Source organism: Brucella anthropi ATCC 49188, assembly GCF_000017405.1.
Taxonomy (GTDB): Bacteria; Pseudomonadota; Alphaproteobacteria; order Rhizobiales; family Rhizobiaceae; genus Brucella; species Brucella anthropi.
Genome location: NC_009667.1, coordinates 1940037 through 1953651, shown reverse-complemented (window position 1 = coordinate 1953651; position 13615 = coordinate 1940037). Strand labels below are relative to the sequence as shown.

Below are 13615 nucleotides of genomic sequence, written 5' to 3'. Positions count from 1 at the left end.
TTTGTATTTAAGCACCTTGCCTGCGTTCAAGCAGAACCTTCAAGACGAGCGTCAGAAGAGCGATCAAAGCGAGCGTCGAAGCCGCAGCGAATGCACCAGCGACGTTATAGTCATTGAACAGTAGTTCCACCTGAAGCGGCAGCGTATTGGTCTTGCCTCGGATTGCACCCGAAACGACAGACGTTGCCCCAAACTCTCCCATTACGCGCGCATTGCAAAGCACCGCACCATAGAGCAAAGCCCATTTGATATTGGGCAAGGTGACATAGAAGAAGGTTTGCCAGGCATTGGCGCCAAGCGTCAGAGCCGCTTCTTCTTCATCGCTCCCCTGCACTTCCATTAGCGGAATCAGTTCACGCGCCACGAAAGGTGAAGTGACGAAGAGACTGACAAGGAAGATCGCCGGAACCGTAAACATCACCTTGATGTCATAAGTTTCCAGCAATGGCCCCAGCAAACCTTGCGATCCATACAGGAAGAGGTAGGTCACGCCGGCCACGATGGGCGAGACCGAAAACGGTATCTCAACGAAAGTGATCAGCAACCGCCGTCCTGGAAAACGGAACTTGGTCACAAGCCATGCGACACAGACACCGAAGGCCATGTTGATCGGCACCACGACGATTGCTGTGAGAATGGTCAGCCAGACCGCATGCAACGTATCAGGCTTCAATATTTCACCGAAGAAGACATCGGCGCCCTTGCTGAATGCGTAGGAGAAGATAATGGCCAGAGGCGCTCCAATGCAGACCACCGACAAGCCAGCCGCCAGCCAGATCAACAGATTGCGCACTGGTCCGGAATTTCGTGCCTGCAGGCTTGCGCTAGCGTTCTGCATAACGAAGCTGCCTTGCCTGAATGAGATTGGTCACAAGAAGCATCACGAAAGCCGTAATGAGCATCACGAATGCAAGTGCAGCGGCTGCAGGATAGTCATACTCGTCGAGTCGGATGAAAACGAGCAACGACGTCACTTCGGTTTCAAAGGGGAGATTGCCAGAGATGAAGACAATCGAACCAAACTCACCGAGGCTGCGGGCAAAGGACAGCGACGAGCCTGCAAGGAAAGCTGGAAAGATGGTCGGCCAGATAATGTGTGAGAATGTCTGCCAGGAGCTGGCCCCAAGGCTGCGGGCAGCTTCTTCCACATCAGCACTCATATCTTCAAGCACCGGCTGAACCGTGCGGATAACGAACGGGATGCTGGTGAAAAACATCGCGATCATGATGCCGAGCGGCGCATAAGCAACCTTTATCCCGATCGGTTCAAGGAACCGTCCGAACCAGCCATTTTGGGCGAATAGCGTCACCAATGCCAGACCGGCTATGGCAGTCGGCAGCGCGAAAGGAAGATCGACGGCGGCATCGATCAGACGTTTGCCGGGAAATTCATATCGCGTCAGTACCCAAGCCAGCAGAAGACCGAACAAGCCGTTAAAAACAGTGGCCACTGCGGCTGCGCTCAAGGTGATCTTATAGGTCGCTAGCGCCCGATCTGAAGTCACAATGCTCCAGAAGTCACTCCAGCCAAGACTTGCCGTTTTCAGAATCATGGCCAGCAGTGGCAAGGCCACGATAACAGCCAGATAAAGCAAAGTGCAGCCGAGGGTCAGTCCGAACCCCGGCAGCACAGAATTACGTTTCATGCTTAGAAGCGCCACTGGATTTTTCCAAAAAGCAAGGCGATCCCGTCCGGGATCGCCAGTTGGCTTTGTTATTTGCCTGTGAATAGCTGATCAAGCACCCCGCCTTCGGCGAAATGTTCCTTCTGCACCTTCTCCCAGCCACCGAAAGCATCTTCAACCGTCACGAGACGCACATCAGGATAGATGTCCTTGTGCTTTGCAATGACATCCTTGTCGTGCACACGGTTGAAGTTCTGAGCCAGAATTTCCTGACCTTCCGGCGAATAGAGATAGTTCAGATAGGCTTCCGCTATCTTGCGCGATCCACGCTTGTCTACCACCTTGTCGACGACCGTAACGGGAAACTCTGCCAGCAGGCTGACTTCCGGTACGACAACGTCATATTTGTCCGGTCCGAGAACCTTTTCGGTTCCGCGTGTTTCTGCTTCAAACGTCACCAGCACGTCGCCAATGCCACGTTCGGCAAAAGTCGTCGTTGCTCCACGTCCGCCGGTATCGAAGACTGGAACATTCTTGAAAATCTTCCCGATGAACTCGTGTACCTTCGCCTGATCACCCTTGAACGCCTCGTTCGCATAGGCCGTCGCAGCAAGATAGGTATAGCGCGCATTGCCTGAGGTCTTCGGGTTCGGGAAGATCACCTTCACGTCGTCACGCGCCAGATCGTCCCAATTCTTGATGTTCTTCGGATTGCCCTCACGAACGAGGAATGCAGGGAGCGAATAGTAAGGCGAGGAGTTGTTAGGAAGCCGCTTCTGCCAGTCCGCGGGAATCAGATTACCCTTGTCATGGAGGACCTGAACGTCGGTCACCTGATTGAAGGTCACCACATCCGCCTCAAGCCCTTCCAGAATCGAACGCGCCTGCTTGGAGGAGCCAGCATGGGATTGATTGACGGTTAGATCCTCGCCGGTCTTGGTCTTCCAGTCAGCGATGAAGGCTTGATTGACCTGTTCGTAGAGTTCCCGCGCAATGTCATAGGAAACATTGAGTATTTCCTTCGGCTCCTGTGCATGAACCGGTGCAGAGCCGAGACCGAGGGCTACCGCCGCATATAGAATAATTTTTCTCATTAGACCCATCCCCACCACGCTGTTTGCGAAAAGCGCTCTAAACTGGATTGTTTTCGGAAAACAAATCTAACGTGAGAAGAGGCAAAATCAATCTAAATCATTGATTTAAATATATAAACTACTTTTATCACCATTCATGGAACCCGTACCCAAACCTCATGCTGGCGTGAGAAAATAATTCTCATCAGGAGCGAAACCATAAAAAGAAATGCAAAAAGGCAGAAGACCTCCGTCTCCTGCCTTCATAACTTTCTTAGACTCTGGACTTACCAGAAACCGCGATGCTGCCAGCACCAGAGAAAATTATGCTCGCCACGCTCCAGCCGACTACGGCGGCGGGCTGCAATCTCTTCTGCATTCAACTTCATCTCGCTCCAAGGCCGCTCCAGAAGGGCCGGAACACGCAAAACCGTATTCTTCATTGTCGTAGCGAGCTGTTGAACGGTTCGCTTCATGCCTGGCCTCCTCATTGCCTTACGCTCAAATATTGTCGCGTTTTCGCCGCAACAATGAACGATAGGTTAATTTTGAAGGCTTCTCGGCTTTTGTCAATAACCTACTTATTTTATCGGAGTTAACTGCGTGAAATAATTTGCGAGCCAGACCAAACAACCCGCAAATTCATTCCTGTTAAACCTCATAGTCGGTTGAGGGCGTAATGCGTACCTTGCCGATATGACGACCATTCATCGACTCGATCTTGAACTCCAGGCCATCGGCAACGAAGCTTTCTCCACCCAAAGGCAGGTGTCCGAGATGCCAGAGAACATAGCCGGCAAGGGTAGTATAACGGTCACCGTCATCCAGAAGGTCGCGTTCCAGAAGGCCGCTTAACCGGCGAATATCGGTAAAGCCGTCTACAAGATAACCACCCTGCCCGTCCGACTGCGCGACAGCCGCCTCTTCGTCTTCATCCGGGAACTCACCAGCAATGGCTTCCAGAACGTCGGTCGGCGTCACGACGCCTTCGAAAGAGCCATGCTCATCGACGACGACTGCGATCTGGACAGGTGAATTACGCAACTGCTCCATAACGCGCAGCACGTTTGCATTTTCATGCACCACAAGCGGCTGTTTTACGATCTTGTCCCAGTCGACAGGCTTCTTGTCACCAATATCGAGCAAAAGGTCCCGGACCAACGCCACGCCGATGAACTCGTCCACCTGACGGCGCGCAACGATGACGCGAGAATGTGACAGCTCACGAATGGCCGCATCAAGTTCCGCTTCGTCTTCATCGAGGTCAAGCCACTCGATCTCGTTGCGCGGCGACATGATAGAACGCACAGGTCGATCAGCCAGATCAAGAACGCCGCGGATCATCTCCTTTTCTTCCGGCAGGAAGACATCACTGGCCGCTGTCTGCTGAGCAATCACGTCAACCGTGTCGGAAAGCGGGTTTTCGCCGCGACTGCCACCGAGTAGACGCAGGACGGCACCCGCAGTGCGCTCTCGCAGATCGTTGGTCGTGACCAGCTTTTCGCGATTGTGCCGCGACATCTGGTTGGCCGCTTCGATCAACACCGAGAAGCCGATCGCCGCATAAAGATATCCCTTTGGAATATGGAAGCCGAAACCCTCCACGACCAGACTGAAACCGATCATCATCAGGAAGCCAAGACACAGGATGACAACGGTGGGGTGTTTGTTGACAAAATCCATCAGCGGCTTGGAAGCAAGCATCATTACGCCGATGGCGATAATGACAGCAATCATCATGACCGGCAGATGCTGAACCATGCCCACAGCCGTGATGACACTATCCAGCGAGAACACGGCATCAAGCACGACAATCTGAACGATCACCTGCCAGAACACAGCATGCACGACCTTGGAACTCTTAGGCCCATGATCACCCTCCAGCCGCTCATGTAGCTCCATCGTGCCCTTGGCGAGGAGAAACAGACCACCAATTAGCATAATGATGTCTCGGCCCGAGAACGACATCCCCATCAGCGAAACCAATGGCTCACGGAGGGTGACGATCCAGGAAATCGACGCCAGCAGCACCAGACGCATCAAAAGAGCCAGAGTAAGGCCGATAAGTCGCGCGCGATTACGTTGGTGTGGGGGCAGTTTGTCGGCCAGAATGGCAATAAAGACGAGATTGTCGATACCGAGAACGATCTCGAGCACCACCAATGTCACCAAACCTATCCAGGCATTGGGGTCAGCAATCCAGTCCATGGACCAGTCCATGATATGTCGGCTCCTTTAAAGATCAGCAGAAATGGAAATTGGGAAATTCGTCGCAACAGCTTTGTGACCGGGCCGCATCTGTGCGGTCCAGTCTCTTGCAGGCAAAGGCTATCGGGAATTGTTCAATGCGCAGGAAGCCCGAACACCCCTCCGGGGAATTCGGACTTCGAGAAGACGAATCGTCAGAACTGTCGTCGGGCATAAAGCGCGATGAACCTTATATGAGGTGTCGCGAGGCCTGAATCCTCAGCCACACCGGTTGCCACATGGAACATATGGTCTGTTATTATGCAGACCGAAGCCTGTAGCACAAGAGGTCGATTATTCGGCGGGAGAGACCTGAACGCGGCGCTTACGCTCCCGACGTGGACGAGCTTTGAAAAAGCGCACACCGATAACCGTCGCAATGATGGTGACGATAGTGATTCCGATCACGAACCAGAACATGTGATCGCCATCCATTCTGGCGAAAACGCCTGCTCCACGACCTGCCAGCCAGCCCGGAAGGAACATCAGCGGAGCCCATACAAGCGCGGAGAGGACATTGGCTGTCTGGAAGCGTGTCTGATCCATAGACATCATACCGGCAACCATCGGCACGGTACAGCGCACAGGGCCGAAGAAACGACCAAGAAACACTGCAGAAAAACCATAGCGACGGAAGAGAAGGCGTGCACGCGCCACACCGCTGCGGTGTTTGTTGAGCGGCCACTTGTGAATAATATTGCGGCCCAGCCACCAGCCCAGGAAATAGGAGATGATATCGCCAATCACTGCGCCGATAATCGCACCGATTATAACGGGAATGGGTTCGATGATTCCGGCACCCACGAGGCCGCCGATAGCGATCATGATCGGCGTAGCTGGAATGAACATTCCTATAATGGCGAGAGATTCGCCGAAGGCGATAACGCCCACGATAGGCCCAGCCCATGCCCGATGATCGGAAATAAACTGTCCGAGATCGCCTATTATACTTTCCATTCCGTCCTCAAATGTCGCGAACCGGATTTTGAAACGATATGAGCCGTTTCTGTTTTCTTCGGCAAGGGCAACCCGGTGCATAAAGCGCCTTGCTCTCACAAATTTTAGGGGCGGCGCCGGTGTCCGTGACTTCAGAACCACTACCAACCGATCAAGTCTTTTATATGCCGTAGTTTCTCAGACAAGCATCAATAATTGATGACATGGCTGCGACATTTGCAGCGTGACTCTACTCCCTGAACGAAACCTCCCCGCCGCACGTATTAGTCCAGCATCGGCGAATATGGAGCCGCAGGGTTCCGCTTACAACGCCGAAAACGTGAAAAAATGAATCAAATCAAGAATCTCTCATTTTTGATTCTCAAAAGAGCGACCAGAAAACACAACCAGAATGCACACACCCTGAAAAAGACACCGGTAACGCGCAGTTATGGATTTTCGGAAGGCCCGCATTTCCGGGCTTTTTACGCAAGCTGTTATTTTTTTCAGAAATTTTGCAGTTGGAGGCTGGACAGGTGGAAAAGAGGCCGTTATAGAACCGCTCACTTCACTGGGGCCGCTGCCTCGGCAAAGCGAGTGGGTGATTAGCTCAGTTGGTAGAGCAGCTGACTCTTAATCAGCGGGTCGTAGGTTCGATCCCTACATCACCCACCAGTCTTTTCAATAAGATACGCTAAATTTCCGCTGATACGAATTTCCTTAAGCAGCAAATAAGCAGCGCAGATCAAAATTGCTACTTGGTGCAATGCGTACGCCTGCGGCGTGGAAAATTTGACGCATCATCCGATAGGTGAGCACACCCCCAGATATGGGCCGGGGCAATCCCCCCCGGTGAAAAACAAACACACCCTCATATTATGTGGCGAAGTGCTATTGTGAGCCGGACCATCCCGCATCTTCGGCCAGACGGGCATTGCATTGCGATAATTGCGCTCCCTACAGTCAACTACTCTTTGACACAGTTATTGGCTGCAAACAGCAAAACTTTCCTGCTACTATCCAACCAAGTCCTAGCTACCATCGGCTCATAAGGCTTGCGTAGAAGAACACCAAACTGCAACAACGTTGTTTTGGTCAGAAGATTTTTGATTTCATTCTTAGGAACTTCGATAAAAAGCTCTGTCATATTTTCATCGACCTGATGAATTATTGGATTGGGTGACTGCCATTTGGTAACATCCGTCCAAATTATTGCACCAAGGACACTATCCTTGACCGCTTGCTCTGGTCCACTGATCTCCATTCCAACAAACAAACGACCTTTCAATGCTTCAACACAGAATAGATTTAACTGCATTTCTCGTTCGTAATCGCTGACTGTTCGTACAAACGCTTCGAAACCATCTTTCTTAAAATTGATACGCCACTTCGATTGAGCGGGCGGCTCCTTGCCGAGTATTAACTTCAATGCGCGAGGTTCGCTTTTCTCAAAGCCGCTCATGTCTTCGCCGGGATATCTCGTGATGCCCCATCCCTCGGTGTCTGCGCGTGAAAACCAAAGGATATCACTTGGATCAGTGTAGGTGACAAACGCCGCAACACTACCGTGAGATACGCCGTGTAAAACCGCATGTTGAGAAATGATTTCATTGCAGGTTTCGAACTTCCGATCGTTTATAGAACACGAATGTTGACCAAACGCTGCACCGTCCTCCATGGTGCGGTATTTGCCAGCAATGAAGACGATGGAGGCACACGCAGAAGCACATTTAGCCCCTTTCGGTATGACCGTATGCACAGGAGATGCGTCGAAAATTTTCGAAATTTTAAGCGCTTCCGCGACAGAGCCACCGGGGCTGTTCAAGAGCACGACAGGAGTGCCATACGGCATATCAACCGCTCTTGGCAAAACTTCTGCAATCTTATCGGCATCACCTTGCTCAATAGGTCCCTCAAAGGAGATAATTTCGTGACCGTTCCAATTAGCGAGACTGATCGTCGCTGCAAATGTTTGGCAAACGAAGGAAAACAGCAGACTTGCCGCTAGTATTAGAATTTTCATGGAAAGCCCCCAGCCCCAAATTCATTAGAGTTATCATTTAACAGCCGAATACTCTCCGGTTCGAGAATTTTGGCTCAGAAACTCACGTGAGGATTGATATATTAAAGCAGGACGTGGGTGAAGTCTGTTGTAGCACTCAACACCAAAGAGACAGTTGAGTAACGGCGCTTTGCGTCCGGTTTCGTGCAACAAAGATGACGTTCTTAGCGCAGATAATAAGCACGTCCGCTCGGTTGTATAACACCAACACAAGTGAGTTTATGTTTAGCTCATCCAAGGTGTTGCATTAGGTATTTTATCCTATTTATCCCGTAACACCTTTTAAAAATCCAAACTCTTTGCTGCATACAGATGGACACAGATGCACAGCTATGCTTATTCATCGTGCCTGCGACAATATCTAGACGTGAACTTGAAAAATGATGAGAAGCCAGTCGCTATGCGCGATGGCTGCGCTTATCGGGGCAGTCGCCTAACTGGAGGATTGCCTTTGCACCAATCCCAACATTCTAGTTTCGAGGCAATTATGCCCTTCTATCCGGCAGAAACAATCAGCGAGTTTGCGAAAATGCATTCCACGTGGAAGGATCGCCATGACGACCTCGCTACCAAAATCATGGCGCGTTATTATCGAAATAAACGAGCATCTGAGTATGCCCGCCATGGGCTTTCCCGTCGCTTACAATGTCTTCTTCATAGCATCGACCAAACATTTTCCGCAATACCGCCGGATAGCGATGAGCAGCCTAGTCGCAACGAGCTTATGGACGCAACGGCTTTTCTCCATTCGTTCTTGGTCAATGTCTATGGCGCAATCGATAATCTTGCTTGGATTTGGTGCTTGGAGGGCAACATAACTCAGGACAATGGAACCGCAGTTCCCGATGGCCATGTTGGGCTTGGTCCAAAAAATAAGACGGTACGTTCAAGCTTATCGCCAAAGTTTCAAGCGTATCTCGCTACTTCAAATGACTGGTTCGAGTACCTTGAGAATTATCGTCACGCGCTCGCGCATCGAATACCGCTTTATATCCCTCCGAAAACGCTCCGAGAAGAAGACGGCGCGGAATGGCAACGTCTCGAAGCCGAGATAACTGTAGCCATGAAAAATGGTGATTTAGATGTATATGATGATCTATTTACTCAGCAGGCCTCACTTGGAGCATTTCAGCCTGTCATGACACATTCGTTTGGCGACAAAGCGAAGCCTGTTCTTTTTCACGGACAGATGCTCTGTGATTTTGCAACGGTCATCGAGATTGGTGAATATCTTGTGGAGCAACTAGGTACGCTGGACGAGCATTGACGCTGAATGTGATTTGGTTCCCTCCTAGTGATTTCTGCTTTTCCTACGTCTGCTTGGGAAGCAGCCTATGTTTTAACAGGCTTAACCCGTCATGGCCCGATAGGCCAAGGTCTAATCCACACGGTTCGCAACCGAATGCATGATCTGTGCATGTCGAGTTCCAAATGTTCAGTGTGGCATTCCATCGCCGTCCGGTTGAACAAGAGCAACATGACTGACGCCAAGTGCCTGCGCCAGTTCGTATGGCGTGATGATCGTCGGATTTTTGCGACAGCATTCAAGATCACTCAGAAATTGGTGCTGAAGCCTGTTTTTTCAGTAAGTCGGAGGCTTCGACTTCAAGCACAATTGCTAACCGATCCACGACATCAATGCTGGCGCTATAAACGCATCGTTCCAATGAACTTACGTAGGTTCGATCAATGTCCGCACGGTGCGCCAATTCCTCCTGCGACAAGCCTCTTGCTTGGCGGAGCGCTTTCAAATTCTGCGCGAGCACCTCTCGAATTTCCATGCATAAGAGAAAACCGTCTTGTAGAGTATGCTTCCACGGAGTATTCTCATCATCCATCGTGAAAATGATGAGACGCAATCCAGACGCAGCGGGGGCGGAAGATTGACAAAGCAAAAGATCGGAATTCTGACGCTCTGTTTGATTTTAGGGGTCACGACAGGCTGCACCAGTACTGGGCTAAGCGGAACACAGAAAGCGTTCGATCAAAATGCACGGCGCATCGCGGAATGCGAACGCAAGGAATTTCCGACGCATCGTGCAAAAGCCGACTGCATGAACGCAGCGGATCGGGCGCTCATGCCAGCAGTTGGCAGTGATGCAGATTTGCTCCGATACAGGATGGCAAAACGCACCGATGTGGCGCAGCGCATTGACAGTGGGAAAATATCCGTAGCAAAGGCCAATTCGGAGATTTTGGGCGTCTACGCTCAAGTTCAGTCTGAACGAAACAAACGCGTTGCGATACGTGCACAAACCGCTGCCAACATCATGCAGGCACAAAACCAAAGCAATGCAATGGCTTCGATGGCGAACTCGCAAGCGCGCATGGCCAACACGCTCGAAAATGCCGAACTACGCCGCAGCCGCATAAATGGTCAACCCGATCCATTTTCATGGGCCAGAACATACTCGCAGCAATGGTGATTTAGAGTTCGTCATTTCGTTGACAGACGTTCTGGAGAAGAGGATTGCAGCATGAAAGTTTTCAAGTCATTGGAAACGATTTTGTTTTTGGCTTTCATGGTGCCTTGGATATTTGGCGTCGGCATCTTCATAAAGAGTTTTGCAATAGAAATATACGATGGATGGTCATCATCGTCTTACAGCAGAACGTGTATCCAAAACATCGGTGACGAGTATGTTCGCGTGAATTGTGATGAATAATGATGAACTTTAATTCATCGAACACACATCATTATCGTTTTAATGTATCTCACCATATGCTGTTCTAAGCCATAAAGGGCCATTCCAAACATAAAACGGATCAAACTCATAACGTCTAAATTCTATTTTTCGTCCTGATTTACAATGTTCTTCGATAACTGACTTTTGTTCGTAGGGTTTTATTCGCTGCATTATTTCTTCACTCTCCCAAAACGCAAGCGCTTTTTGAACAGCACCATACGACGCTTTAACTTCTTGCGCTATTTGATCAATAGTTCGTGTAAAGCTTCTGTTTCCGTGTGTTTTCATGACTGCTTGCGCTTTTACATCACTGGTCATGATCGGATGATGATTATCACCAACAACAATCATGCATTCTCCCCATTCGGCTGTCTCTGCCAGAGCAAAGAACACTGCTAATTGTATCGGTTTTGCTCGCGTCGCAGATGCAGATATATATTTTCTTGTGAACTCACGGCTGACGGATGATGTTTCACCATACATATAATCTGCATTTCGGTTTCGAATGTTGAAAATTGGCAATCCACCCGCATATACCGGCTTACCGTCCCCTCCTAAAACTGGCGTTGGACTAGGAACTTCCACCACTTCACGCTTACCGACTTGGGAGAAAAGAATACTATCGACCATTTGGAGGGGTTTCTATTTTTGGTCCGATTGAACCAATAATGCTCTTTTTTGGTCGTAACCCCAAAGGCAAGAGAAAAAAGAGCATTATTATCAATAAGATAAACAGGGAAATTACGATATTCCGGTAATAAAATACATTACTGGGTCGTATTTGATCGTTGGTGACCAATGAGCCATTGGCGGATGTCCGACACCCTATAGGCGACCAAGCGACCAATCTTCACAAAGACTGGCCCTTTCCCTTCGTGACGCCAGCGGGCGAGCGTCTGGGCCGATATGCCTATATATCGGGGTAATAGCCGGGATGGGATCAAGGTTTCGTCATTATCAGGCAAGGGAAGCAGGCAGTTCGGGGTATCAAGAGGCATAGCAGCATATCCTAAAGAATTGAATGATGCTCTTAGGTGCCACGCCCTCGAAAACGGCGGTATGTCAAAAATATTTGTTTAGCAGCGTCAGTATGTTGTGTTTTGTCTCAGAATTATCGGAAACAGTTTTAAATATTGCCGCTGCAACAGAAAATTGTTTTGCGAGGATGCATTCGATAAAATCTGTTTCATTGTATGAGCGTGACGCATCGAGCAACGGATGCGCTCTGTTATATTCTCGATAATAGAGGCGTCGTGTCTGATCGTGCTTGTCCTTGTCTTTATCGGACAACATACGATCAATCTGTTCGCTAATGGTTGTGGCATCGTCGCGCTGATCTACCCATTCGCGAATGTCTGGTGCTTCATCAGATCGCGCACGCCCTTTACGGCGTGTTTGTAGATAGCTGCTATCCTCCCTCAGTGCATGTGCACTTGCTTCATCGATGTCAGAAAAACGATGTCGCAGAAATTCACGAACTTCCTGTTCGGTTGAGGTGGCTGTGAACATTCTCATTGCTCAGTTCATGAATTTTCATTGGTGTCCACGCCATTGGGCGTCGTTGCGCATATTTTGTTGAGGTGATCGCACCACTTATTCAGCGCATCTTGCCTTTCCTGAATGAACGCATTCTTTTGATATACGGCAGCAACGCCGCTGATTACGCCGCTCTTATGATTGAGGATAGCATCGGCAACATGGATCGCAACGCCAAGTTTGGAAAGCTCGGTCGTAACTGTGCGGCGTATGTCGTGTAACCGCCAAGGTGTTAATTTGACCAATTCGGGATTAACACCTTTGTCCTCCGCCATCTTTTGCAACACTTCCAGCATCTTTTTATCAAGCGTCGTTTTTGATTTTGAATAGCCGCTGAATGGCGTGTTGCCTGTCGTTGTGAATACCAGATCGCTTTCAACGTTGTCGGCGGACACAAAGCGCGGAATTGAATGCAGCAGCGCCAATGCATCTTTTGACAGGTGCACGTCGTGCGCCTTTCCATTCTTGACGCGTTCGGCTGGTATCGTCCACGTAGCTTTATCGAGATTGAGTTCGCTCCATCGCATGTCGCCAACCTCATCGCGTCGTTGCGCTGTCAGAAATAGCAATTCGACAATATTTCCGTACGGATAACCGACGCTTTTAGCTGCCATCAAAGCGGCCCGCGTTTCATCTGCCGTAAGAACGCGATCACGCGACACCTCTCTTGTAGGTAATGAAATGCCGTTGGCCGGTGAGATTGCAATAATGTCGCGTGACACGCACCAGTTCATGAATTTGCGGATAGCAGCCAATACACGGTTGGCCATGTAGGGTGCGCCGCGATCCCGTATGCCTTCAAGCACAGATAGAATATCGTGCTTGGTGACGACATGTATGGATTTCTTGCCGTGCTTCGATAAAAGCTCGCGTTCTAGAATGCGTTTTGTCTCATCATGCGTTTTGTTCTGCGCAGCGTGTTTTTTCAGAAACTCGTCAACCAGATCAGTCAGAATGTCGGATGATTTGCGCTGTCGTTCAACACGTTCGATAGCGCCGACATCATTGCCCTTGCTGCCTTCCGTCAAAACCTCACGCGCACGATCACGCGCTTGCTGCACGGTCCATTCGCCATATGTGCCGATGGTATATTTCTTCGCAGCGCCGGTATGACCTTTCGGACGGTGCATCACGAGAAACACCTTCCTGTTTTTAGGTGTCACCTTGACGCCAAACCCTTTCAGTTCGCTATCCCAATAGATCGCGTCCTTGTCGGTGGGCCGTAGATTGTCGATGTACGATTTTGTCAGCTTGACGGGTTGCGACATGCTTGCCTCCTTTGCTGCCTAGAGATAACATAGGCAGCAATCGAAAGGAAGCGACAGGAATCGTGCATCAGCGAGAGATTTAATTAAGCATTTAAAATCAATATGATATATACACATAGACATCCAGCGATGACGAATATATCTATAGACCAACTAACTCTTAATCAGCGGGTCGTAGGTT

Annotated in this window: 14 protein-coding genes, 1 tRNA gene and 1 pseudogene; 3 read left to right on the top strand and 13 right to left on the bottom strand. The window is 49.9% G+C overall.

From position 1 onward, the window contains the following. Positions 1-7: 7 nt before the first annotated feature. The 6 genes from cysW to OANT_RS09630 all read right to left on the bottom strand — a co-directional run bounded on the left by cysW (position 8) and on the right by OANT_RS09630 (position 5902). Positions 8-838, bottom strand: coding sequence for a sulfate ABC transporter permease subunit CysW (gene cysW / locus OANT_RS09655; protein WP_012091838.1), 831 nt, complete (start codon positions 836-838; stop codon positions 8-10). Then, complete coding sequence (gene cysT / locus OANT_RS09650; protein ID WP_012091837.1) at positions 825-1646, bottom strand: sulfate ABC transporter permease subunit CysT; 822 nt, start codon at positions 1644-1646, stop codon at positions 825-827. Before cysT ends, cysW begins: the two co-directional genes overlap by 14 nt. Before the next feature lie 68 nt (positions 1647-1714). Further along, entirely contained in the window at positions 1715-2719 is a 1005-nt protein-coding gene (locus tag OANT_RS09645; RefSeq protein WP_012091836.1) for a sulfate ABC transporter substrate-binding protein, read from the bottom strand. A gap of 266 nt (positions 2720-2985) precedes the next feature. Then, complete coding sequence (locus OANT_RS09640; RefSeq protein ID WP_040129218.1) at positions 2986-3174, bottom strand: hypothetical protein; 189 nt, start codon at positions 3172-3174, stop codon at positions 2986-2988. 175 nt (positions 3175-3349) lie between these two features. Next, a complete protein-coding gene (locus tag OANT_RS09635) occupies positions 3350-4918 on the bottom strand; it encodes a TerC family protein (RefSeq protein WP_012091834.1) in 1569 nt (522 codons plus the stop codon). A gap of 321 nt (positions 4919-5239) precedes the next feature. Continuing rightward, on the bottom strand, positions 5240-5902 hold the full coding sequence (locus OANT_RS09630; protein WP_010659812.1) for a DedA family protein: 663 nt from the start codon (positions 5900-5902) through the stop codon (positions 5240-5242). A gap of 578 nt (positions 5903-6480) precedes the next feature. On the opposite strand from OANT_RS09630, the gene OANT_RS09625 reads away from it, so the two are divergent. Then, positions 6481-6556 (top strand) — tRNA-Lys (locus tag OANT_RS09625). Positions 6557-6848: 292 nt separating this feature from the next. Here the strand turns inward: OANT_RS09625 and OANT_RS27135 are convergent. After that, complete coding sequence (locus OANT_RS27135; RefSeq protein ID WP_012091833.1) at positions 6849-7904, bottom strand: COG3904 family protein; 1056 nt, start codon at positions 7902-7904, stop codon at positions 6849-6851. Between the two features lie 361 nt (positions 7905-8265). On the opposite strand from OANT_RS27135, the gene OANT_RS09610 reads away from it, so the two are divergent. After that, positions 8266-9210, top strand: coding sequence for a hypothetical protein (locus OANT_RS09610; RefSeq protein ID WP_144243792.1), 945 nt, complete (start codon positions 8266-8268; stop codon positions 9208-9210). Between the two features lie 168 nt (positions 9211-9378). On the opposite strand, the pseudogene OANT_RS27420 reads toward OANT_RS09610, so the two are convergent. After that, positions 9379-9507 (bottom strand): annotated as a pseudogene (locus OANT_RS27420) (transcriptional regulator); the annotation flags it as partial. Then, entirely contained in the window at positions 9494-9724 is a 231-nt protein-coding gene (locus OANT_RS09605) for a helix-turn-helix domain-containing protein (protein WP_012091831.1), read from the bottom strand. The gene OANT_RS09605 and the pseudogene OANT_RS27420, both read right to left, overlap by 14 nt. A 102-nt stretch (positions 9725-9826) precedes the next feature. Here OANT_RS09605 and OANT_RS09600 point away from each other — a divergent pair, with 102 nt between their 5' ends. Then, positions 9827-10369: a hypothetical protein gene (locus tag OANT_RS09600; RefSeq protein WP_012091830.1), complete on the top strand. Its 543-nt coding sequence runs from the start codon at positions 9827-9829 to the stop codon at positions 10367-10369. A gap of 279 nt (positions 10370-10648) precedes the next feature. Here OANT_RS09600 and OANT_RS26405 read toward each other — a convergent pair whose 3' ends face one another. The 4 genes from OANT_RS26405 to OANT_RS09580 form a co-directional block, all read right to left on the bottom strand. Further along, the gene (locus tag OANT_RS26405; protein WP_012091829.1) at positions 10649-11260 is read right to left on the bottom strand and encodes a hypothetical protein; all 612 of its coding nucleotides are present in this window, start codon (positions 11258-11260) and stop codon (positions 10649-10651) included. 137 nt (positions 11261-11397) lie between these two features. Beyond that, positions 11398-11628: a helix-turn-helix transcriptional regulator gene (locus OANT_RS27415; RefSeq protein ID WP_040129211.1), complete on the bottom strand. Its 231-nt coding sequence runs from the start codon at positions 11626-11628 to the stop codon at positions 11398-11400. 64 nt (positions 11629-11692) lie between these two features. Next, positions 11693-12139: a hypothetical protein gene (locus tag OANT_RS09585; RefSeq protein ID WP_040129209.1), complete on the bottom strand. Its 447-nt coding sequence runs from the start codon at positions 12137-12139 to the stop codon at positions 11693-11695. 14 nt (positions 12140-12153) lie between these two features. Then, positions 12154-13434, bottom strand: coding sequence for a tyrosine-type recombinase/integrase (locus tag OANT_RS09580; RefSeq protein WP_012091827.1), 1281 nt, complete (start codon positions 13432-13434; stop codon positions 12154-12156). Positions 13435-13615 lie beyond the last annotated feature (181 nt).